At 72.2% G+C, this 22,127-nt stretch carries 15 protein-coding genes and 6 pseudogenes; 17 read left to right on the top strand and 4 right to left on the bottom strand.

Annotation, left to right across the window (positions count from 1 at the left end; translation table 11 throughout):
• Positions 1–5 precede the first annotated feature (5 nt).
• The 4 genes and pseudogenes from HUV60_RS33800 to HUV60_RS03995 all read left to right on the top strand — a co-directional run bounded on the left by HUV60_RS33800 (position 6) and on the right by HUV60_RS03995 (position 2,126).
• Positions 6–443, top strand: coding sequence for a hypothetical protein (locus tag HUV60_RS33800; protein ID WP_443047213.1), 438 nt, complete (start codon positions 6–8; stop codon positions 441–443).
• Between the two features lie 11 nt (positions 444–454).
• Positions 455–559, top strand: a pseudogene (locus tag HUV60_RS33535) (prephenate dehydrogenase/arogenate dehydrogenase family protein); the annotation flags it as partial.
• Positions 556–867, top strand: a complete 312-nt coding sequence (gene cmlD / locus HUV60_RS04000; RefSeq protein WP_257852247.1) for a 4-amino-4-deoxychorismate mutase CmlD — start codon at positions 556–558, stop codon at positions 865–867. The pseudogene HUV60_RS33535 and the gene cmlD, both read left to right, overlap by 4 nt.
• An 80-nt stretch (positions 868–947) precedes the next feature.
• The gene (locus HUV60_RS03995) at positions 948–2,126 is read left to right on the top strand and encodes a 3-deoxy-7-phosphoheptulonate synthase (RefSeq protein WP_257852248.1); all 1,179 of its coding nucleotides are present in this window, start codon (positions 948–950) and stop codon (positions 2,124–2,126) included.
• Positions 2,127–2,208: 82 nt separating this feature from the next.
• On the opposite strand, the gene HUV60_RS03990 is transcribed toward HUV60_RS03995, so the two are convergent.
• Positions 2,209–3,420: a Cmx/CmrA family chloramphenicol efflux MFS transporter gene (locus HUV60_RS03990; protein ID WP_257852249.1), complete on the bottom strand. Its 1,212-nt coding sequence runs from the start codon at positions 3,418–3,420 to the stop codon at positions 2,209–2,211.
• 526 nt (positions 3,421–3,946) lie between these two features.
• Here HUV60_RS03990 and HUV60_RS03985 point away from each other — a divergent pair.
• From HUV60_RS03985 to dhaL, 6 genes and pseudogenes are all read left to right on the top strand, one after another.
• Positions 3,947–4,976: pseudogene (locus HUV60_RS03985) on the top strand (gamma-glutamyltransferase); the annotation flags it as partial.
• Positions 4,977–5,067: 91 nt separating this feature from the next.
• Positions 5,068–5,913: an inositol monophosphatase family protein gene (locus HUV60_RS03980; protein ID WP_257852250.1), complete on the top strand. Its 846-nt coding sequence runs from the start codon at positions 5,068–5,070 to the stop codon at positions 5,911–5,913.
• A 181-nt stretch (positions 5,914–6,094) separates the two neighbouring features.
• The gene (locus tag HUV60_RS03975; RefSeq protein ID WP_257852251.1) at positions 6,095–7,504 is read left to right on the top strand and encodes a phytoene desaturase family protein; all 1,410 of its coding nucleotides are present in this window, start codon (positions 6,095–6,097) and stop codon (positions 7,502–7,504) included.
• A pseudogene (locus HUV60_RS03970) lies at positions 7,501–8,008 on the top strand (O-acetyl-ADP-ribose deacetylase); the annotation flags it as partial. The gene HUV60_RS03975 and the pseudogene HUV60_RS03970, both read left to right, overlap by 4 nt.
• A 248-nt stretch (positions 8,009–8,256) precedes the next feature.
• Positions 8,257–9,255 (top strand): dihydroxyacetone kinase subunit DhaK, encoded by a 999-nt coding sequence (locus HUV60_RS03965; RefSeq protein ID WP_257852254.1) that lies wholly within the window; start codon positions 8,257–8,259, stop codon positions 9,253–9,255.
• 62 nt (positions 9,256–9,317) lie between these two features.
• Positions 9,318–9,995: a dihydroxyacetone kinase subunit DhaL gene (dhaL, locus tag HUV60_RS03960; RefSeq protein ID WP_257852255.1), complete on the top strand. Its 678-nt coding sequence runs from the start codon at positions 9,318–9,320 to the stop codon at positions 9,993–9,995.
• 27 nt (positions 9,996–10,022) lie between these two features.
• On the opposite strand, the gene HUV60_RS03955 is transcribed toward dhaL, so the two are convergent.
• A complete protein-coding gene (locus HUV60_RS03955; RefSeq protein ID WP_257853132.1) occupies positions 10,023–10,703 on the bottom strand; it encodes an HAD family hydrolase in 681 nt (226 codons plus the stop codon).
• Between the two features lie 559 nt (positions 10,704–11,262).
• Between HUV60_RS03955 and HUV60_RS03950 the strand changes: the two genes are divergently transcribed.
• The gene (locus HUV60_RS03950) at positions 11,263–11,922 is read left to right on the top strand and encodes a ScbR family autoregulator-binding transcription factor (protein ID WP_257852256.1); all 660 of its coding nucleotides are present in this window, start codon (positions 11,263–11,265) and stop codon (positions 11,920–11,922) included.
• A gap of 413 nt (positions 11,923–12,335) precedes the next feature.
• Positions 12,336–16,340 (top strand): glycoside hydrolase family 2 TIM barrel-domain containing protein, encoded by a 4,005-nt coding sequence (locus tag HUV60_RS03945; protein WP_257852257.1) that lies wholly within the window; start codon positions 12,336–12,338, stop codon positions 16,338–16,340.
• A 68-nt stretch (positions 16,341–16,408) separates the two neighbouring features.
• On the opposite strand, the pseudogene HUV60_RS03940 reads toward HUV60_RS03945, so the two are convergent.
• Positions 16,409–16,522: pseudogene (locus HUV60_RS03940) on the bottom strand (transcriptional regulator); the annotation flags it as partial.
• On the opposite strand from HUV60_RS03940, the pseudogene HUV60_RS03935 reads away from it, so the two are divergent.
• The 3 genes and pseudogenes from HUV60_RS03935 to HUV60_RS33530 form a co-directional block, all read left to right on the top strand.
• Positions 16,492–16,692: pseudogene (locus HUV60_RS03935) on the top strand (heavy metal translocating P-type ATPase); the annotation flags it as partial. The pseudogenes HUV60_RS03940 and HUV60_RS03935 overlap by 31 nt on opposite strands.
• Before the next feature lie 55 nt (positions 16,693–16,747).
• A complete protein-coding gene (locus HUV60_RS03930) occupies positions 16,748–18,253 on the top strand; it encodes an AlkA N-terminal domain-containing protein (RefSeq protein WP_269441119.1) in 1,506 nt (501 codons plus the stop codon).
• 6 nt (positions 18,254–18,259) lie between these two features.
• Positions 18,260–18,797, top strand: a pseudogene (locus tag HUV60_RS33530) (methylated-DNA--[protein]-cysteine S-methyltransferase).
• On the opposite strand, the gene HUV60_RS03915 reads toward HUV60_RS33530, so the two are convergent.
• Positions 18,776–19,609: an MHYT domain-containing protein gene (locus HUV60_RS03915; protein ID WP_257852258.1), complete on the bottom strand. Its 834-nt coding sequence runs from the start codon at positions 19,607–19,609 to the stop codon at positions 18,776–18,778. The pseudogene HUV60_RS33530 and the gene HUV60_RS03915 overlap by 22 nt on opposite strands.
• A 987-nt stretch (positions 19,610–20,596) precedes the next feature.
• On the opposite strand from HUV60_RS03915, the gene HUV60_RS03910 reads away from it, so the two are divergent.
• Both HUV60_RS03910 and HUV60_RS03905 read left to right on the top strand, forming a co-directional pair.
• Positions 20,597–20,728, top strand: a complete 132-nt coding sequence (locus HUV60_RS03910; RefSeq protein WP_256082243.1) for a hypothetical protein — start codon at positions 20,597–20,599, stop codon at positions 20,726–20,728.
• A 62-nt stretch (positions 20,729–20,790) separates the two neighbouring features.
• Entirely contained in the window at positions 20,791–21,987 is a 1,197-nt protein-coding gene (locus tag HUV60_RS03905; protein WP_443047212.1) for a glycerate kinase, read from the top strand.
• Positions 21,988–22,127 lie beyond the last annotated feature (140 nt).

The following is a 22,127-nucleotide window of genomic DNA, read 5'->3' as shown; positions in this document are numbered from 1 at the left end:
ACGCGGTGATCGTCTCCTTCGGGCTCGCCCTCGCCCGGCTGGGCGTGGATGTCCGCACGCTGACGGCGGCGGCACCGCCACCCCATCAGGTTCTGCTCGCCCTGCTGGCCCGTGTGCTCGGCGGCAGCCCCGAGGTATACGGGGAGATCCAGTGGTCCAACCCCCGGGTCGTGTCCGCGCGTCGGGCGCTCGACGACGCGCTGCGCTCCTTCGCCTCGTTCGTCGGCGACGACCCCGACCCCGACCTCGACAACAGAGACGGCGACGGCCACCGGGGAGCCACAGGTCTGGGTGGCGTCTTTGAGGATCTCCGCGACTCTGCTGCGCAATTACCCGGCGTGATGACGCCGTGCCGATACGGCCTTCAGAGCGCGTCGCAGATGCAGGCAGGCCGGGCGCGGCCGAGCCCTGAAAGCACGGCACGTGATCGCTCGCCGAATTGAGCAGCAGAGTCCTCCGCCGGCTCATGGGACCCGAGCTCGCGGCGCGACAGGACCACTGCCGGGAGCTGTTTCGCACCATCCACCGCACCGACGACGAAGGGGAGACGGACCGATGACCGAGCAGGACGAGCTGCACCGGCTGCGCACGGAACTCGACTTTCTCGACGGCACTCTCCTGGACACGCTGCGCCGCCGCATCGACTGCGGCGTCCGCATCGCGCGGTACAAGTCCCTGCACGGTGTCCCGATGATGCAGCCCGGCCGGGTCAACCTGGTCAAGGAGAGGGCTGCCCGCTACGCGTCCGACCACGGCCTCGACGAGACGTTCCTGGTGAACCTCTACGACGCGATCATCACGGAGATGTGCCGCGTCGAGGACCGGGTGATGAGCCGGGAGAGCCTGACGTCCGAGGACCGGCGTTGAGCCCGTCCCTCCGGACCACCTCGCACGACACCCATCACAGCCCTGACGGCACCTTTCCGTGGAGGGCGGAGGAGACCACGATGCACGCGACCACGACGCTTGCGTCCCTGGCCGGGCGGACGGCGGCGCAACAGCCCTACTGGCCGGACCCGGAGGCGCTCGACGAAGTGGAACGGGAGCTGGCCGGGCTGCCCGTCCTCACCACCGAGAACGAGGTCGTCGACCTGATGAGCGGGATGGACCTGGTCGCCCGCGGCTCGGCGCTCCTCATCCAGGGCAGTGACTGCGCCGAACGTTTCCACGAGGCCGTTCCGGAACTGGTCCGGCAGAAGGTGGACAACCTCCAGGGTCTCGCCGCGATCATGCGGGCCGGCAGCGGGCTGCCTGCGGTGGCAGTCGGTCGCATCGCCGGCCAGTACGGAAAGCCGCGCTCGTCGCCGTTCGAGACCGATGACTCGGGCTCGGGACGGCAGATGCCCAGCTACTGCGGTGACGCCGTGAACGAGCCCGAGTTCGAACCGGTGGCCAGGACCCCGGAGCCCCGTCGGCTCCTCACCGCGTACACGTGCTCGCGGCTCGTTCTCGACGAGATCCGGCACTCCTGGGCGGGGCGGCCCGTCCTGGAACGGGTCTACGCCTCCCACGAGTTGCTTCTCCTGCCCTACGAACGGCCGCTGGTGAGAAGGGGCGCGCACGGTACGTACAGTAGTTCCGCCCACTTCGGGTGGATCGGCGAGCGGACGCGCCGGGAGGACAGCGCCCACGTCGCCCTCGCCCAGGCCGTGCACAATCCGATCGGCGTCAAGCTGGGGCCGTCGGTTTCGCCATGCGACGCGGTCGCCTTGAGCCGGTCGTTGAACCCGGATGGCGTTCCCGGGCGGCTGACGTTCATCGTGCGCTTCGGTGCCAAGGACGTGGACCGGCTCCTGCCGTCGGTCGTCGAAGCGGTCGCCCGCCACGGCGCACCGGTCGTCTGGCTCTGTGACCCCATGCACGGCAACGGGCTGAAGCTGTCCGGCCACAAGACCCGGTTGATCGAGCCGATGCGTGCCGAGATCGCGTCCTTCACCCGGGCGCTGGGGGCGCACGGACAGTGGCCCGCGGGGCTCCACCTGGAGCTGACGCCGGACCCGGTCACCGAGTGCGTGTCGGAGCGGGACGAGCCGCCGCGGTTCACGGACTACCGGTCCACGTGTGACCCGCGTCTGAACCCCGAGCAGTCGGCGGAGATGGTCTCCCATTTCCTCTCCCTGCTCTGAGGGGTGTCCCGTGCGCTCCGCGCATACGGCCGGTGGCCCGTCCCCACGAGGAGGGCGGGCCACCGGACACGGGGAGCGGCGGTCAGGAACCGGCCTGCACCGGGCGCTCGGCTGGACGGTTCTCCGTGGCGCCGGTGTCGCTCTTGCCGCCGGTGATGCCGGTGGCCCGGGCCACGCCCGCCAGGACCAGGGCGGTAGCGACGAGCACTGCGCTTACCACCAGCGGCGAGCGGTAGCCGAGGTCGGCGCCCAGGGCGAGGCCACCCAGGGCGGGTCCGGCAGCAGCGCCGACGTTCATCGCGGCGGTGGCGAAGCCGCCGACCAGCGTGGGGGCGTCCGATGCCGTGTAGAGGGCCTGCGCGATCAACGTGGAGCCCACGCCGAACGAGAGCGCCCCCTGGACGAAGGCGAGGATCAGCGCCACGACCGGGATCGCGGCCGTGAGGGCGAAGAGCAACCAACCCGCCAGCAGCGCCGCACCACCGACCACCAGCACCTGGCCGGGACGGCTGTCCGCCAGTCGGCCGCCCACGTTGACCCCGACGAAGGACCCGATGCCGAACAGTGCCAGCGTGGCAGGCACCCACCCGGAGCTCAGATCCGTCACATTGGTGATGACAGGCGAGAGGTACGTGAACGAGCAGAACGTCGCTCCGTTGACCAGCGCCCCGAGCACGAGCGTCATGATCGCCCGGGGCGTGCGGAACGCCCGCAGCTCGTGGCGGACGCTGGGAGCCACAGGGTCGACGGGCGTCGCCGGTACGGACCACAGCACCGCGAAGACCGCCGGGGTGCAGACGATCGCGACACCCCAGAAGGTAGAGCGCCAGCCCCAGACCTCGCCCAGTACGGCGCCGAGGGGTACACCCGCGATCAAGGCGAGGGTGACCCCGCTCAGGAGCACCGAGGTCGCCCGGCTCTTGGCCTGGGGTCCTGCCATGCTCGCCGCGGTCGCGAGGCCGACGGCGAGGAAGCCCGCGTTGGCCAGTGCGGCGATCACCCGCGTGATGAAGAGGACCTCGAAGCTGTGGGTGAGGGCGCCCACGACGTGGGCCAGGAGGAAGGTGATGAGGAAGGCGAGCAGCGCCCGGCGGCGCGGCCATCGCAGGCTCAGCATCGCGACCAGCGGTGCGCCGACGATCATGCCGACGGCGAAGGCCGAGGTGAGCGAGCCGACGGCCGGGAGGGACACGCCCAAGTCGGCGGCCATGTCCTCCACCAGCCCGGACAGCATGAACTCCGACGTTCCCTGGGCGAATACGGCCAGCCCGAGAACGTAGATGGCGAAAGGCACAAAGAAGCTCCAACTACATCGCAGAAAGGGGAGACGCGACGCATGGACAGAAGGTCATGCGTCGCGTGGGAGACGTCCCGGAGAGAGCTCCGGGCGTGATCCCGCGATGCGGTTGATCCGTGGCGGATGCGCGACGCACTGCTCGGCGGCGGGGCCGGAGAAAGCAGGGTCGTCAGAGGCTTACGCGATCAGCCACCGGATCACCGGTGGCCCGCTTTTTTCCGCCTCAGGACTCGACATGCCTCTCAACATAGCAACGCCCGGATCGCTGTGTCTAACACATTCGACACCCCCGGCGCCCCGGCCCCTCCGCTGTCCCCTACCGGGTACGGCGCATCGCCGCGTGCCCGTCGACCCGTACAGAAGGAATGTTCATGACGACCCATCAAATAGCCATGATCATGGTCGGTCTGGCGTTGATCCTCGCGCTCGCGCATGTGCTCGGGCGCCTCGCACGGCGGTGCGGCAGCCGGCCGTCGTCGGCGAGATCCTCGCCGGCGTCCTGCTCGGTCCGACGCTGTTCCACGGCGCCTTCGTGCTGCACGTCGTCGAGCCGCACCTCAACGGACCCGCGGGCGAGGTGCCCATCCTGCTGGCGCCCGCGGGCGGCGAGGTGCGGGTGCTGTGCGGGCAGGGTGTCGCACCGGCCGGGGCGAGCGCCGCCCACTACCGGGCGCTCGGCCTGGACCTCGTCCCGGGCACCGGACCGCTCGCCGCCGCCGTGCCCGGCGCCTTCGACGCCTGGATGCTCCTGCTGCGCGACCACGGCACCCGGTCCCTGGCCGACGTCCTCCGGTACGCCATCGGATACGCCGAACACGGGCACGCGCCCGTGGAGAACGTCGGCCAGGCCGTCGAGACCGTACGGGAACTGTTCGAGACGGAGTGGACCTCGTCGGCGCAGGTGTACCTGCCCGGCGGCCACGCGCCCCGCCCGGGCGAACTGCTGCGCAACCCCGCCCTCGCCGCCACCTGGCGGCGGCTGCTGGACGAGGTCGCCGGCGCGGGCGGCAGGGAGGCGCGGATCGACGCCGCGCGGGAGGTGTGGCGCACCGGTTTCATCGCCGAGGCGCTGGTCCGGCAGGCCGGGCGGCCCACCCTGGACACCAGCGGCGAGCGCCGCACCGGGACGCCGGCCCCGGACCACCCTCACCCCGTCCGTCGCCCTGCGCGACGGGGTGCCGGTGATGGCGTTCGGTACGCCGGGCGGGGACCAGCAGGACCAGTGGCAGCTGCACTTCTTCCTCGCCGTCGCGCTGCGCGGCCCGGTGTGCGGGGGGCTCGACCTCCAGGGCGCCATCGACGCCCCGAACTGGCACAACGACAGCTTTCCCGGCTCCTTCCACCCGCGCGGCATGCGCCCCGGCAGCGTCACCGTGGAGTCCCGCGCGGACCCGGCGGTGGTGCGGGAGCTGCGGCGCCGGGGACACGCGGTGACGGTCGGCGAGGCATGGTCGGAGGGCAGGCTGTGCGCGGTCGCGCGGGACCCGGCCACGGGCGTGCTCTCGGCGGCGGCGAACCCGCGCGGCATGCAGGGCTACGCGGTGGGCCGCTGACCTCGTCCCGGAGTTCCTTGTTCATGCGGATGCCGCCGGGAGTACACCGGGCGGGCGGGGTCTGTCAGCGGCGCGTGGTCTCATGGAGGGCATGATCGAGCACAACGAAACCATCGAAGAGTTTCTCGCCGGGCGGGCCGTCGACGTGGAAGAAGCCGTCCGCAAGGCCGCCGCCCAGGAAATCATGCCGCGCTGGCGCCGGCTCGCCGACCACGAGGTCGACCGCAAGTCCGGCCCGCACGACCTGGTGACCGACGCCGACCGGCAGGCCGAGCTGTACCTCACCGAGGTGCTGCCCGCCCTGCTGCCCGGCTCGGTCGTGGTGGGCGAGGAGGCGGTGCACGCCAACCCGGCGTCGTACGGGGGGATACGCGGCGAGGCGCCGGTGTGGATCGTCGACCCGGTCGACGGCACCCGGCAGTTCGTGCACGGCGACGCCGGATTCTGCACCCTGGTCGCCCTCGCGCTGGACGGAGTCGTCCACGCCTCCTGGACGTTCGCCCCGGCCCGCGACCAGCTCGCCACGGCCGTACGGGGGCAGGGCGCCTTTCTCGACGGCGCGCGGCTGCACGCGGGCTCCCCGGAGACCGGCCGCGATCTGCGCGTGGCCACGTCCCACCCGGACTTCACGACGGACGACCAGAAGCGCTCCCTGATCGCCCTCGGGACCGACGGCGTGGCCCCGCGCGCCTGCGGTTCGGCCGGACTGGAGTACCTGGCCGTCGCCCGTGGCGAATCCGACGCCACCGCCTTCACCTGGGAAGCTGCCTGGGACCACGCGGCGGGCCTGCTCCTCGTCGAGGAGGCGGGCGGCGCCCACCTGACCCGCGCCGGCGAGCCCTTCCGCATCACCGGCGGCAACGACCTCCCCTTCACCGCGGCCCGCGACGAGGCCACGGCCCGCCGGGTGGCGGAACTGCTGTCGGCCGGAGCCTGACCTCCGGGGCCGCCGCGTCGGCACCGGGCGCGGTGTCGCCGGGCGGACGCTGCCCGAGGACGGGGCCGGGGGAGTGCCGGTGCCCCGGCATATCCTGGTCCCGAGTCTTCCGGTGGCTCCCGATCGTTCTGGTCGCCTCCGGTTGCCGTCGGCCGACGAAGGAGTTCCGAAGGTGGTGTCGATGCTCGATGTGGTCGTGGTGGGCGCGGGGCCGAACGGACTGACCGCTGCCGTGGAGCTGGCCCGGCGCGGTTTCTCCGTCGCCCTGTTCGAGGCGAGGGGCACCGTCGGGGGCGGCGCCCGCACCGAGGAACTGACCCTGCCCGGCTTCCGGCACGACCCGTGCTCCGCGGCCCACCCGCTGGGCATCAACTCGCCCGCGTTCCGTGCCCTCCCGCTGGAGCGCTACGGCCTCGAGTGGCTGCACGCGGACCTGCCCATGGCGCACCCCTTCCCCGACGGCACGGCGGCCGTGCTGTCCCGGTCGGTCGGCGAGACGGCCGCCAGTTTCGGCCCGCGCGACGCCGGGGCGTACCGCCGCCTGGTCCAGCCCTTCCTGCCCCGGTGGGACACCCTGGCACGCGACTTCATGTCCCTGCCGCTCACCGCGCTGCCCCGTGACCCGGTCGGCCTGGCCCGCTTCGGCCTCGTCGGACTGCAGCCCTCCACCTGGTTGACGCGCCGCTTCCGCGACGAGCGGGCCAGGGCCCTGTTCGCCGGGCTCGTCGCCCATGTGATGGCGCCCCTCGGCGGCTTCGCCACCGGCGCCGTGGGCCTGGTCTTCGCCCTCGCCGCGCACGCCCGCGGCTGGCCCGTCGCCCGCGGCGGCTCCCAGGCCATCTCGGACGCACTCGCCGCCTACCTGTCGGACCTCGGGGGCGCCGTCCACACCGACTACGACGTCAAGCGCCTCGACGACCTGCCGCCGGCCCGCGCGTACGTCTTCGACACCTCGCCCACCGCCCTCGCCCGCATCGCCGGCCTCGGCAACCACTACGCGAACTACCGCTACGGCCCCGGCGTCTTCAAGATCGACTACGCGCTGGACGGCCCGGTGCCGTGGACCGCGCCCGAGGCCCGCAGGGCCTCCACCGTGCAGATCGGCGCGGACAGCGCCGAGATCGGCGCCGCCCTGCGTGCCGCCTCCCGGGAGGGCCGCGCCCCCGATCCGCCGTTCCTCATCACCGTGCAGCCCGGCGTCGCCGACCCCACCCGTGCCCCGGCCGGCAAGCAGGTCTTCTGGGCCTACGGGCACGTCCCGAGCGGCTGGACCGGCGACCTGACCGACGCCGTGGAACGCCAACTGGAGCGCTTCGCCCCCGGGTTCCGCGACCGTGTCCTGGCCCGCGCCACCGCCGGCCCGCCCGAAATCGCCGCCCGCAACGCCAACTACGTCGGCGGCGACATCGGTTCCGGTGCTGCCTCCGGACTCCAGCTCCTGCTGCGGCCCCGCCCGTCCCTGTTCCCGTACGCCACCCCGCACCCGGCCGTGTTCATCTGCTCGTCGGCCACCCCGCCCGGCCCCGGTGTCCACGGCATGTCCGGGCACAACGCGGCGAAGGCCGTCTGGAGGAGGCTGCGGCAGCCATGACCACCATCACCCTCGCCCAGGGCGACATCACCCGTGAACGCGCCGGCGCCATCGTCAACGCGGCCAACTCCTCGCTGCTCGGCGGAGGCGGCGTGGACGGCGCGATCCACCGCCGTGGCGGTCCGGAGGTCCTTCAGGAGTGCCGCCGCCTGCGCGCCTCCCCGTACGGCAGGGGCCTCGCCACCGGCCAGGCCGTCGCCACCACCGCGGGCCGGCTGGACGCCCGCTGGGTGATCCACACCGTCGGCCCCGTCTTCAGCGCGACCGAGGCCGCCCGCACCTGCTGGCGTCCTGCCACCGTGAGGCGCTGCGCGTCGCCGACACGCTCGGAGCACGGACCGTGGCCTTCCCGGCCGTTTCCACCGGTGTGTACGGGTGGCCGCTGGAGGACGCGCCGCACGTGTCGTGGTGGAGGCCGTCCGGCGGGCCGACACGGCTGTCGAGGAGGTCAGGTTCGTTCTCTTCGACGCCCGGGCCCACGAGGCGTTCGACGCGCGGCTCGGCCGACCCCCACCGGCGGACCACCGGACGCCGGCAACGCTTTCGCCCCCGCCGGGACGCCCTGCCCGGGAGAGTGGGAGAACCGGTCGACGCGCGGCCTCCATGACCCGATCGGCCGAGCCGCAGGGCCCGCTTTCCCGGTCGGTACGCTGCGCGAGTTGCCGTAAACGTCCGGTCACCCACACCATGGAGGTCTCGTCCGGAGGCCGGCTCGTCCGGCCCCGCCGTCGGGGACGGAAGGGGTGCCGCACATGACCAGGTACTTCGAGAACGGCACCGGTGAACTCGTCCCCGATGCGCTGGCCGGATTCGCCCGCGCTCACCAGGACCTCGTGGACCACGACCCCGCGGACGGATACGTCACCGCCCGGCACCCCGCGCCGACACGGACTGTGGGGCTCCTCTCGGGTGGAGGTTCGGGACACGAACCCCTGCACGCCGGATACGTCGGTGCGGGCATGCTCGATGCCGCCTGCCCCGGGAGGGTCTTCGCCTCTCCGCACAACCGACAGATCTTCCGGGCCTCCCGCGCGGTGGCGGGTCCGGACGGCGTGCTGCACCTCGTGAAGAACTACACGGGCGACCGGATCAACTTCGGTATCGCGGCCGAGCGGCTCGCCGACGCGGGGATCGCCTGCGGGAGGGTCCTCGTCGACGACGACCTCGCCTCCGACTCCGAGGACATCGCCGCCGGGCGCCGCGGCACGGGCGCCACGGTTCTGGTGGAGAAGGTCCTGGGCGGCGCCGCGGACACCGGAATGGGGCTCGACGCGCTGGTGGAACTCGGCACCTCCGTGGCAGGCCGATGCCGGACGCTTGCCGTCGCCTCCGCCGCTCACCACGCACCGGTCACCGGTGAGCCGGCCTTCGCGCTGCCGCCCGGCGAACTGGAGTACGGCGTCGGTATCCACGGCGAACGCGCCGACCGCACCCGGAGCCAGAAACAGGTCGGCGTGCTGGTGGAGGACATGGCGGGGGTGCTGCTGGACACACTGCGCCCCGGACCCGACGATCCGGTCGTCGCCCTGGTCAACGGCCTGGGCTCGGTCACGTCGCTCGAGCTGTACGGGATCTTCGGTGAGCTGGGCCGCGTCCTGGACGCCCGGCGGGTCCGGCTCGCCCGGCACCTCGTCGGCGACTACGTCACGGCACTCGACATGCGGGGCTTCTCCCTGACCCTCATGGTCGCCGACCGCACGGTGCTGGACTTCTACGATGCGCCGGTCCACACCCCGGCGTGGCGATGGTGAGTGACCGGTGGCCGAAGGGTCCGGCTCCCGGCGGCCCGTGACAGGAGCAGGAGGACGGCATCATGACGACCGCCGCTTTCGACACCACGCAGACCAGTGACTGGATGCACCGCTTCGCCGAATCGGTGTACGCCACCGAGGCCGAGCTGACCGAGCTGGACCAGAAGGTGGGGGACGGCGACTTCGGGACCAACCTCGCCGCGGGGGTCCGGGCCGCCGGGCTGCTGCTCGACCGGACGGGAGGTCCGGCCGACTCCGCGAAGGAGCTGGGAGCCGTGGCCACCGCCTTCCTCGACGAGATCGGTGGTACCAGCGGCCCTCTGTTCGGTCTGTTGTTCCAGGCGTTGAGCAGGGCCGCCGCCGATTCCGCCGCCGATCCCGGCGGCGGGTTGACCACGGGTGCGCTCGCCGAGGGCACAGCCCAGGGCCTGGCCGCCATCCGCCGTGTGGGAGATGCCGTGCCCGGGGACAAGACACTGGTCGATGCGCTGACCCCGGCCGCCGCCGCGTTGCGGGCGGCGGAGGGCACTCCGCCCGCGGCGGCTCTGGCCGCGGCAGCGGACGGCGCATGGCAGGGGGTGCGGGACACCGCGTTCCTGACGGCGCGCAGGGGCCGGGCGAGCTACCTGGGCGACCGGGCGACGGGCATCCCGGACCCCGGAGCGGTGGGCGTCGCCCTGTTCTTCGCCTCCGCCGCGGCGACCGTGCACACCCTGGCGCCTCATCTCTCCACCGGCTGAACGTCCCCCCGCCCGGGCCGGTGCCCTCTACACGCCGATCCGGCTGTGGGCCCACGACAGCAGTTCCCTGTCGGCGAGGCTCGCGACCCACAGGTCGGCCTTCTTCGCCTCGGGCCCCGGCGGGCACGGCCCGATGCCGAGAACGCGCAGTCCCGCCCGGCGGGCGGACTCCATGCCGGTCAACGAGTCCTCCACAGCCAGCGCCTCCTCGGGCGGCACGCCGCAGAGACGGGCGGCCACCTGGTAGACGTCGGGCTGTGGCTTCGGCCGTACGTTCTCGCCGGCGACCACGACGTGGCCGAAGCAGTCGAGAAGTCCGGCCCGGTCCAGGCACGACTCGACCACTTCGCGGGGGCAGTTGCTCGCCACGGCGAGGGGGAGGTGGCGGGCGGCCAGCCGGACCAGGGCGGCGGCGCCCGGCATGGTGACAGGGTCCTGGTCGACGAGTGTGGTGAAGGTGTCGAGGAGTGTGCCGGTCAGGTCCTCCACGAGGTCCGGTTTCCCGGCCTCCTCGGCCATGAGCGCGCCGCACTCGGTGTAGTGCATGCCCTTCGCCCGGTCGGCGAACCCGGCCGGCGGTTTGAGGCTGAACGCCCGGAAGGTGCTGCTCCGGGCCTCCTGCCAGTGTTGTTCCGTGTCCATCAGGGTGCCGTCGCAGTCGAAGACGATGGCGGCGGGGGACCAGGAAAGGATGCGGTGAACTGTCATGCAACTGCCGTTCTCCAAGGCCGCGCCGACCGGTTCGATGCCGGGGCGCAGGTGCGTGTCGGGATGCGACTGATCCACTCGCGGACAGGAGTGGTGGTGGGGATGCCGTACGGCTGCCGCGGTCGTGCGAGCGTGATGGAGCGCGCTGCGACGGACGCGGGTCATCGTTCTCGGGTGAGCCCCAAAAACATCGTGGTCGTTACGTTAATTTCGCTTCTGTGATTTCCGCAATCACCAATTCGAGTGCATGAGAATGTCCCGGCCGGGGGCCGTTGGTCTCTCGCGTTCGAGGTGGAGAAAGAAGTCGGAACGCTTGGGGGGCGGTCGACATGCCTGGTGAGAGCTGTTTCCGGCGCACCGTGGCGTCGGTCGGGGTGAGGTTGCCGCGCTCGGCTGAAACGATTCTGTTCGACGGAGCGAACCCCGGGTGCGTTGCCGTCCGTTCCCACGCATGGCCGAGGAATAATAAGATCTTCGCGCGCTGCGCATGTGCCTCAATAAGGGGTGCCCGAATTTTCCCGTCGTAGCGTTGGTGCGTTTGAACGAAGGTGGAACTGGAGTGCAGGACAGGGCGCGTGCGACCCGCAAAGTGCTGTTGGAGTCGGCAGCACGTCTATTCGTCGAGCGGGGATATGCGGGAACGAGTGTCAACGACATAAGCGATCACTCGGGAAGAACCAGCGGGGCGATCTATTTCCATTACTCCAGCAAGGAGAAGCTGGCACTGGCCGTGGTCCGCGAGCAGTTCGCCACCTGGCCGCAGCTCGATGCCGTATACGCCAGGCCCGGCGTCCCTCCGCTGGAGAAGCTGGTCGGCCTCAGTTTCCGGGTCGCGCAGTCCCTCAGCGAGGACGTCGTCGCGCGTGCCGGTGCACGGCTGTGGGCGGAACGCCGCACCATCGAGGCCGACGTACCCACGCCGTTCGACGCCTGGTCGGTGGCCGCCACCCGGCTTCTCGCACAGGCCCGCACCAGAGGCGAACTCGCGGAGGGGGTCGAGCCGTCGGCCGCGGCCGTGACGCTCGTGTGCGCGTTCTTCGGGCTCTGCACCCTGACCGACGAGATGCCGGGCGGGCGGAACTGGAGGGAGCGGCTCGACCAGTGGTGGATGCTGGTACTGCGGTTCCTGCAGGCGGATCCCGACCCGGCCGCTCTGCTCGCCCGAGCACGGGCGGAGACGCCTGCGCAGTGGGAGGACCTGGCTCCGTGCCCTGTCTGACGGAGCCGACCCGCTCGGCTCCGGCCGGATGGAGCTCCGCACCGTGGTCACGGGGCGGGCCCACGCGGCCGTGGCCCGCCCCGCAGGCCTTCCCCGGACGGCAGCCGCGCTCCGTGCCCGCTGGTCACGGAGGCGCGACGGGAATCCGGCCATCGAACCATCAAAGTCGCACAGACCTCGACAGAATCATTGCTTCGGTTGTGTTCGAGTCCTAGGGTGTGCCTGGCTCAGAGTTCGCCCGCGTCGCCTCCGACATCACCCGTTGTGACCCGTCCCGACAGCAACGCATCCTCCGGCACGTTGCGTTGAGGGTCGGCCCTGACGTTCCCCCGGCCCCGGTCCCCGTCCGTGTCCGTGTCCGCGCATCCGTGCTCGTGCGGAGGTGCGCTGTCGAACCGAGGAAGGCCACGGTCATGCCGCACCCCCACGTGTCTCCCAGCGACCGGTTCGCCCATCCCGGACGGCCGCCCGTCAGCCGCCGCCGGCTGCTGGAAGGGGGCGTCGCCCTCCTCGGCGCGTTCGCCCTGTCCACGCCGTCCACCGGCGCGTACGCCGCCGGACGCGGTGCCGCGGCCGGCGACGCGCCGGGCGGTGGCCCTGCCGCGGACCCGGTCACAGCCGACGGGACGGAGTGGAACGGCAACATCGCCGTCTTCCGGCTCGGCACCGAGCCCCCACACACCACACTCATGCCGTACGCGGATCTCGAACAGGCCCTCGACGCCGACCGCACCCGCTCTCCGTACCGGCTGAGCCTCGACGGCACCTGGCGGTTCGCGCACGTCGACCGCCCCGAGGACCGCGACCCCGACTTCCACCGCACCGACCTCGACGACAGCTCCTGGGACACGCTCCCCGTCCCCTCCTGCTGGCAGCTGCACGGCTACGACGCGCCGGTATACGTCAACATCACGTATCCCTGGTGGGGGGCCAACGGGCTCGGTGAGGAGGCACGGCCGCCCGCTGCCCCGACCCGCTTCAACCCCGTCGGCCAGTACCGGCGCACCTTCACCGTGCCCCGCGACTGGACGGGCACGGGGCGGCGCACCTTCCTGCACTTCGAAGGGGTCAAGTCCGCCCACTACGTGTGGATCAACGGCACGCTCGTCGGTTACCACGAGGACTCCTGCACCCCGGCCGAGTACGACATCACCGAGCACCTGAAGCCCGGCACCAACCGGATCGCCGTGGAGGTCTACCGGTACTCCGACGGGGACTGGCTGGAGGATCAGGACATGATCCGGCTGAGCGGCATCTTCCGCTCGGTCCACCTGTACTCCACCCCGGCCGTCCACCTGCGCGACTTCACGCTCAACACCCCGCTCGACGACGGCCACACGGCCGCCGCCCTCCACGTCACCGCCCAGGTGCGGGACTACTCGGGCGGGAAGGGCGCGGGCCGGTACACCGTGGAGACCCAGCTCTACGACGCCAGGGGCCACGCCGTCTGGCCGCGGCCCCTGGCGTCGACCGCCGACACGGGCTCCGTACCGGCCGGCGAGGACGTCACGGTGCAGGCGTCCGGAAACGTGCCCGAACCGCGGCTCTGGTCGGCCGAACACCCGTACCTCTACACGGCGGTGCTGCGGCTGCGGGACCCCTCCGGCACGGTGACCGAGACGCTCTCGCACCGGGTCGGGCTGCGCGAGTTCGCCCTCACGGACGGCCTGATGCGGATCAACGGCAGACCCGTCTCCTTCCGCGGCACCAACCGCCACGAGATGCACCCCGACCGCGGCATGTCCCTCACCCGCGCGGACATGGCCGAGGACATCGGGATCGTCAAGCGGCTCAACATGAACACCGTCCGCACCTCCCACTACCCCAACAACCCGCTCTGGCTCGAACTCGCCGACGAGTACGGCCTGTACCTCGTGGGCGAGACCAACCTCGAGACCCACGGCATCCGCGGCGAGTACCCCGGAAACCACCCCGACTGGACCGAGGCGTGCGTCGCCCGCGCGCAGAACATGGTGCACCGCGACAAGAACCATCCCTCGGTGGTCATCTGGTCCCTCGGCAACGAGGCGGGCGGCGGCACCACCTTCAGCGCCATGCACGACTGGATCCGCTCCTGCGACCCCACCCGCGTCATCCAGTACGAGGGCGACGACCGTCCCGGCATCAGCGACATCCGCTCGAGGATGTACGAGAGCCCGGCCCGCGTCGAGCAGCGGGCCGGGGACACCGCCGACCCCCGGCCGTACGTGATGATCGAGTACTCGCACGGGATGGGGAACTCCAACGGCAACTTCAAGAAGTACTGGGACGTCGTTCGCCGGCACGACGTGCTCCAGGGCGGCTGGATCTGGGACTTCGCCGACCAGGCGCTGCGCCACCCCGCCCCGCCGCGCATCGGGCTCACCGAATCGGGCCCGGCCGGGCTGCGCGGCGAGATCGTCAACCCCAGTGGGTCCTTCTTCCGTGACCGCGGCATCTTCGGCGGCACCGTCTTCGCCCGCGACGAACGCCTGGACCTCACCGGCTCGTTGACCCTGGAAGCGTGGATCACCCCGAAAGTGACGGGCTATCACCAGCCGGTCCTCGTCAAGGGCGACACCCAGTACGCCCTCAAGCAGAACGGCGGGAACCTGGAGTTCTTCGTCCACGGCGGAGGCCGGTGGATCACCGCCACCTGGGCGGTCCCGGAAGACTGGACCGGACGCGAGCACCACATCGCCGGGGTCTACGACGCGGAGGCGGGCACGCTGACCCTGTATGCCGACGGCGTGCGACGGGCCGCCCGGACCACCTCCCGCGGCCCCGACGTCAACACCGCGCCGCTCTCCCTCGCCACCGATGCCGACAACCCCACCAGGGAGTTCAGCGGCACCATCCGGCGCGCCCGGGTGTACGCGCGTGCCCTCGGCGCCACCGAACTGGCCTCCGAAAGCCGCGGTCCCGGTGACGACGGGGTGCGGTTCTGGTTCGACGCGGCCGACGCCGAGCGCACCGAACTGCGGCCCTGGGGCAAGGACTTCCTCGCCTACGGAGGCGACTGGGGCGACAACCCCAACGACGGCGCCTTCGCCGGGGACGGCATCGTCACCGCCGACCGCGGCCACACCGGAAAGGCCGCCGAGGTCAAGCGGATCCACCAGGCCGTACACGTCACGCCCGCGTCCGGCTCCGGCGGCGCACCCGCCTCGGGGCGCGTCACCCTCACCAACGAATACCTGTTCACCAACCTCCTTGAATTCGAAGGCAGTTGGTCCCTCATTGCCGACGGGAGGGCCGTACAGCGGGGAAGGCTCACCCGCGGTCAGCTCGACGTTCCGCCCTTGTCGGGCAAGGACATCGCGCTGCCCGTACGGCTGCCGCGGAACCCGGCTCCGGGCGCCGAGTACTTCCTGCGCCTGTCCTTCACCACCAGGGAACGCAGCCCGTGGGCCGACGCCGGCTTCGAGGTGGCCGCGCAGCAGCTCCCCGTCGACGCGGGCAGTCCGCCCGTGCCCCCCGTGCCACTGGAACGCGTCCCGACGCTGCACCACGAGGACGGCGACCGGGCCGTCACGGTCCGGGGCAGGGGCTTCTCCGTCACGGTGGACAAGCGCGGAGGCGTCATCACCTCGTACGAGGCCGGCGGTATGCGCCTGATCGACTCCGGTCCCCTGCCGAACTTCTGGCGGGCGCCCACCGACAACGACCGGGGCAACGGCCAGCACACCCGCAACCAGACCTGGCGCGACGCCGGAGCCCGGCGCCGGGTGACGGACGTGCGGGTGCGGGCCCTGCGGGACCGGGCCGTCGAGATCACCGTCACCGGCACCCTGCCCACCGCCGCCGGGTCCACCGCCGCCGCGTCCGCTTACACCACCACGTACACCGTCTTCGGCAACGGCGAGATCAAGGTCGGCAACACCCTGCACCCCGGCGCGCCGGACCTGCCGTACCTCCCGGAGGTCGGCACCCTGCTGTTCCTGCCCCGGGGCCTGGACCGCCTGCGCTACTACGGACGCGGTCCCGAGGAGAACCACTGGGACCGCGCCGACGGCACCGATGTCGGGCTGTACTCCGGCACCGTCGCCGGACAGTGGACGCCGTATCTGCGCCCGCAGGAGAACGGCAACAGGACCGACGTGCGCTGGGCCGCCCTGACCGGACGCGACGGACGCGGCCTGCTCGTCAGCGGCGAACCGCTGCTCGAGGTCAACGCCTCGCACTTCACCCCGGAGGACCTGTCGGCCGGGGTGCGGCACGACTACCAGCTCACCCCGCGCGACGCGGTCGTGCTGCGGTTGAACCACCGGCAGATGGGCGTGGGCGGCGACGACAGCTGGGGCGCCCACACCCACGACGAGTACAAGCTCCTCGCGGACCGCGACTACGCCTACACCTACCGGCTGCGACCGCTGACCGACCCGGAGGAGGCGACGGCGCTCTCACGCCGGCCCACGGCGGCGGAGTTCACCGACTAGAGAGGGCTGCGCGCCCGGCCCGGGCAGTACGCGGCGAGCAGCGAGCAGCGCCCACGGGACCGGCGCGGTCACTCGGCCGCGTCGATGATCCCGAGCCGCAGATGCTCCACGTGGTACACGGCCTGGTCCAGCAGTTCGGCGACATGGTGGTCGTGCAGCGCGTACGGTCGTGCAGAACCTCGTCATCGCCGGCACGGCCATCACCGTCCTGGTCCTGTGGGACCTGATCGGTCACCTTCCGCTCCCGCTCGGCGTCGCCGGCCACGAGGGCTCGACCGTCCTGGTCGGCCTCAACGGGCTGCGGTTGCTGCGCGAGTCGGCATGGCGAACCGGGGTGGCGCAGGCCGGCTGAGGTTCATGTCGGATTCCCGCGAGACCGGGCCCGGCCCGTGCCCGATGCTGGACCCATGCAGAAGGGGATGCACACCGACACCGAACGCTGCCTCCGCGCCGTCCGGTCCAAGGACGCGCGGTTCGACGGCTGGTTCTTCACCGCGGTCCTGACCACCGGCATCTACTGCAGGCCCAGCTGCCCGGTGGTACCGCCCAAGCCCGAGAACATGGTCTTCCACCCGAGCGCGGCGGCCTGCCAGCAGGCGGGGTTCCGGGCCTGCAAGCGGTGCCGTCCCGACACCAGCCCCGGCTCACCGGAGTGGAACCAGCGGGCCGACGCCGTGGCCCGCGCCATGCGGCTGATCGCCGACGGGACCGTGGACCGGGAGGGCGTGCCCGGGCTCGCCGCCCGGCTCGGCTACAGCACCCGGCAGGTCGAACGCCAACTGCTCGCCGAGCTGGGCGCCGGCCCTCTCGCCCTCGCGCGGGCCCAGCGCGCGCAGACGGCGCGACTGCTCATCGAGACGACGACCCTGCCGATGGCGGAGATCGCCTTCGCCGCGGGCTTCTCCTCCGTCCGCACCTTCAACGACACCGTGCGCGAGGTCTTCGCCCTCGCCCCGAGCGACCTGCGCGCCCGCGCGCCGAAGCGGACGCCCGGCCCTGCCCCGGCCCCCGGCACCCCTGCCGCCCTGTCGCTGCGCCTGCCGTTCCGGGCCCCGCTCACCCCCGACAACCTCTTCGGCCACCTCGCCGCCACCGCCGTACCCGGTGTGGAGGAGTGGCGGGACGGCGCCTACCGGCGCACCCTGCGGCTGCCGCACGGGCACGGCTTCGTGGCCCTGGCCCCGCGGCCCGACCACATCGCCTGCCGCCTCGTCCTCACCGACCCGCGCGACCTCACCGTCGCCATCAGCCGCTGCCGTCGCCTCCTCGACCTGGACGCCGACCCGATGGCCGTCGACGCCCGGCTGCGCACCGACCCGGTTCTCGCACCCCTCGTGGACAAAGCACCCGGACGCCGGGTCCCGCGTACGGTCGACGAGGCGGAGTTCGCCGTCCGGGCCGTGCTCGGACAGCAGGTCTCCACCGCGGCTGCCCGCACCCACGCGGCCCGCCTGGTCACCGCGTACGGCGAACCGGTGGACGACCCGGACCCGGAGGGCGGACTGACCCATCTCTTCCCGTCCCCCGGGGCACTCGCGGACCTGGACCCCGGGTCCCTGGCCCTGCCCCGCGCCCGCCGTGCCACCTTCGCCACCCTGGTGCACGCACTCGTGGACGGCAGTCTACGCCTGGGCGCCGGGAGCGACTGGTCCGAGATCCGTGCGGAACTCCTCGCCCTCCCGGGCCTTGGGCCCTGGACCGCCGACGTCATCGCCATGCGCGCCCTCGGTGACCCCGACGCCTTCCTCCCCACCGACCTCGGCATCCGCCGCGCCGCCCGGGAACTCGGCCTGCCCTCCACCCCCGCCGCCGCGCTCACCGCGTACGCGGCGGCCTGGCGGCCCTGGCGGGCGTATGCGGTGCAGTACCTCTGGGCGGCGGACAGCCATCCGATCAACATCCTGCCGAGATGAGGACGCATGAAGCAGTGCACCGTGATCGACAGCTCATACGGTCGGCTGACGCCCGTCGCCGACGGCGGCGACCTGTGCGGCCTCTACATGACCGGCCATCGCCACCGCCCCGCGGAGGAGAGCTTCGGCGACCGCGCCGACGGCGCGGGGGCCTTTGCCGAGAGGCCGAGGAACCACCGGAGGTCTACTTCGCGGTCGCGCTGAAGGAGCGCACCCGGAAACTGAGCCCGCACGGCACCCCGTTCCAGCGCCGCGTCTGGGACCTGCTGACGGGCATCCCGGCGAGACCCACACCTACGGCGAACTCGCCGAGAACCTCTGCAGTCCGGAAGGTGCCCAGGGCGGTCGGACCGGCCAACGGCCGCAACCCGACCGGCATCGTCGTCCCCTCCGCCACCGGGTCGTCGGCGTGAGCAGCGGCCTCACCAGACACGGGGGCGGCCTGCAGTGCGAGCAGCGACGGCCGGGGTTCGAACGGGCCCGGGGCCTTGTTCCAGCGATCCCCCGCTCCCCGGCGCCTCGTCACGGGCCCTGGTGCCCGTAGGGCACGGGCGAAGAGGACCGCCCGGCGGTGAACGCACCGCCCACCGCGGGGCGCGGCTCGGGGGAAACCTCGTCGTTTCCGAGCATCAGCTCGGGGTCGAACATGACGATCACCGCGGCCAGGACGAGGACCGTCACCGGGCCGGCGATCATGGCCAGGAGGAAGGACATGATGGTGACCGAGGACGGGGGGGACGTTCCGGCGTGATCGATGTGCACGCTGACGGCAGCCATCCCCGTGTAATGCATGCCGGTAACGGCGATGCCCATCACGAGACTCGCACCCAGGCTCGCCCAGAACCCCTGGATGGAGACCGCGGCCCACAGTGCCGCCGTGGCCGCGACCACGGCGACCAGTACGGACAGCAGCACGGTGAACGTCTCGTAGCGGATGGTGCCGCTGATGTCCATGGCGGCCATGCCGATGTAGTGCATGGCCGCCACGCCCAGCCCCATGACGAGACCGGCAGTGCCCAGGACGGTCGGTCTGGCGCCGAGGTAGCCGACCAGGAAGACACCGACGGCGACGACGACGATCGCGACCGCGAGGCTCAGCAGGGTCAGTCGGGTGTTGTACTCGACGGCCGCGCCGTTGACGCTGAAGCCGATCATCGCGATGAAGTGCATCGTCCAGATGCCGCAGCCGATGGACACGGCCGCCAGGCTGAGCCAGCCGATCCGCTTGCGCTGTGCCCCGCGGCGCATGGACCGCACGGTGCAGCGCAGGCCGAGGGCAGATCCCAGGCAGGCCATCAGATAGGCGGTGACAGGTGTCACCGCCCCGTAGTGGAAGTCGGTCAGCGTGGCGTTCACGGGAAAGCACCTTTCGCGGGCAGTGTTCGCCCGGAGTGAGTGGGCGTGTGCAGCAGGATGGAGTGATATCACAATCGAGCCAGGTGGCTGATTTATTCACACATCGATCTACGACGCCTACCGCGGGGTGCTGTGTTGTCCGTCACGGGAGGCGTCCCCCTGGATCCTTAGCGTGTTCGGCGGGGTGTCCGGCCGGCTTCGGGCCTGCCGCACCCAGGAGCGGACTGTCCCCGTTCACCCCGTGTCCTCCTTCGGCTCCACGCTGCCCGAGCTGGCGGGGGAGGGTGTCCGTGGCAGTCGGCACGGGGTGACCCGGGAGGGCGGAGGGGCAGCCGGTGCGGGGTGACCCAGGGGGGAGGGGTGATCGGCGGACATGCTGCGCGATACGATCCAGCAGGACAGCAGTTCGAACCTTCGGAGTCGGATCGACGTGAGGGTTTCCACGTCGAAGGCTCCGCCGTCATGCAGGCGCGCCATCATCGGCGGCTGCCCGGGTCCGTGACGGGAAGCTGTCCGAGCTCACGGCCGAGCCCGGTCCCTCGGCCGCCCCGCGCCTTCTGTCGTCGGAGGTCGTACCCCCGTCCGGCCCGGTCGTGCCGTCGGGCGGCGCCCGCTCCCCGCGGCGGCTCGGCAGAGAGCGCCGGTGCCGGCGCGGGTGCGTCGGGAGCAGCTCCGGTGTTTTGGACTTGGTAGGGACTCTGTCGCTCCATTGCGGAGAGTGACGCCGGCCTGTCGACGGGGCGCAGGCAACGGGCCTCGCGGGGAGGCGGTCCGGCGCCCCGGCCGGCCCCGCTCGGATGCGGTGCGTGACCCTCCCCCGAATTGAGCAGCAGAGTCGGCAGGGCCGGCCGTCCTGCAGGGCCACGGAGTGAAGCGGCGTTTCGACGTCCGTGAGCTGTTCCCCGACGCACCCCCGGATCCAGGAGGCAGGACAGTGCGGGCCGTTCTGTCCTGAGTGTCCTGTGGGGCGGTCATGGGGAAAGGGCGGTGGCGGCGAACGGCACCCACCGTGGCTGGAAGCTCGGCGGGCCAGGGCGCACGGCAGCACCCGCGGATCCCGCGCTCGACGCCGTCCACGGGCTGGGCAGGGGCATGACGGTCCGGGGTGCCGAGGACTAGGGTCGGTGGTGGCGCGGCTGACCCGGTATGCGTACGGGCCCGGCGAGCAAGGGATGGCGGAAGTGGCGGAGGCTGCAGTGAGCGGTACCCGATCGGCGCGGTCGGCAGGGACGGCACAGTCCGAAGCGTCGGTGCGGCGGGTGCTCGTCGCCGCGGACAAGTTCAAGGGATCGCTGACGGCCGTGGAGGTCGCCGAGCGGGTGACCGCCGGGCTGCGCGGGGTGGTACCCGGCCTCGAGGTCGAGGCGCTGCCCGTCGCCGACGGAGGCGACGGCACGGTGGCCGCGGCGATCGCGGCCGGATTCGAACGGCGGGAGGTACGGGTCGCCGGTCCTCTCGGCGACGAGGTCACCGCGACGTTCGCGCTGCGCGGCGACACCGCCGTGGTGGAGATGGCGGAGGCCTGCGGACTCGCGCGGCTGCCGGGCGGCGTCCTCGCACCGCTGACGGCGTCCACGTACGGATCCGGGGAGCTGCTGACGGCAGCGCTGGACGCGGGCGCGCGCACCCTGGTGTTCGGAGTGGGAGGCAGTGCCAGCACGGACGGTGGCAGCGGCATGCTGGCCGCGCTGGGCGCCCGCTTCCTGAAGGCCGACGGCGAGCCGGTGACGCCGGGCGGCGCAGCTCTCGCCGAACTGGCCTCGGCGGACCTGTCGGGCCTGGACCCGCGCCTCGGCGAGGTCGGGTTCGTACTCGCCAGCGATGTCGACAACCCGCTGACCGGCCCGAAGGGCGCCGCGGCGGTCTACGGCCCGCAGAAGGGCGCCTCCCCCGAGGACGTACAGCGGCTGGACGCGGCGCTCGCGCACTTCGTGAAGGTGCTGGAGGAGCCGGCCGGGGCCAGGGCCACGGAACTCGCCGCCGCGCCGGGGGCCGGCGCGGCCGGCGGCATCGGGTACGGCGCGCTCCTCCTCGGAGCCCGGTTCCGGCCCGGTATCGAGGTCATGCTGGACGTCCTCGGCTTCGCGCCCGCGGTGGAGCGTGCCGACCTCGTGATCACCGGGGAGGGCTCGCTGGACGAGCAGACCCTGCACGGCAAGGCCCCGGCGGGGGTGGCCGCGGCGGCCCGCAAAGCAGGCAAGGAGGTCGTCGCGGTGTGCGGGCGGCTCACGCTGCCGCCGGAGGCGCTGGAGAGGGCGGGGATCCGGCGGGCGTACGCGCTGACCGATCTCGAGCCGGAGGTGGCGACGTGCGTCGCGCAGGCGGGCCCGCTCCTGGAACGCACCGCGGAGCGGATCGCCCGGGATCTCCTGAGCTGAGGCCGCCCGGCCGCGCCGTACCAGAGGGCCCTGTCCCCTCCTGGCCCCGGGCCTGTGCCCCGACCCCGACTTACGGCCCGTGGCGCAAGAGCGTCGTCGTCCGCAGAGCGTTCGCGCGGCGTCATGGGGGTCCTCCCCTC

The organism is Streptomyces sp. KMM 9044 (assembly GCF_024701375.2).
Classification (GTDB): Bacteria; Actinomycetota; Actinomycetes; order Streptomycetales; family Streptomycetaceae; genus Streptomyces.
This window is presented reverse-complemented; position numbering and strand designations above follow the sequence as displayed.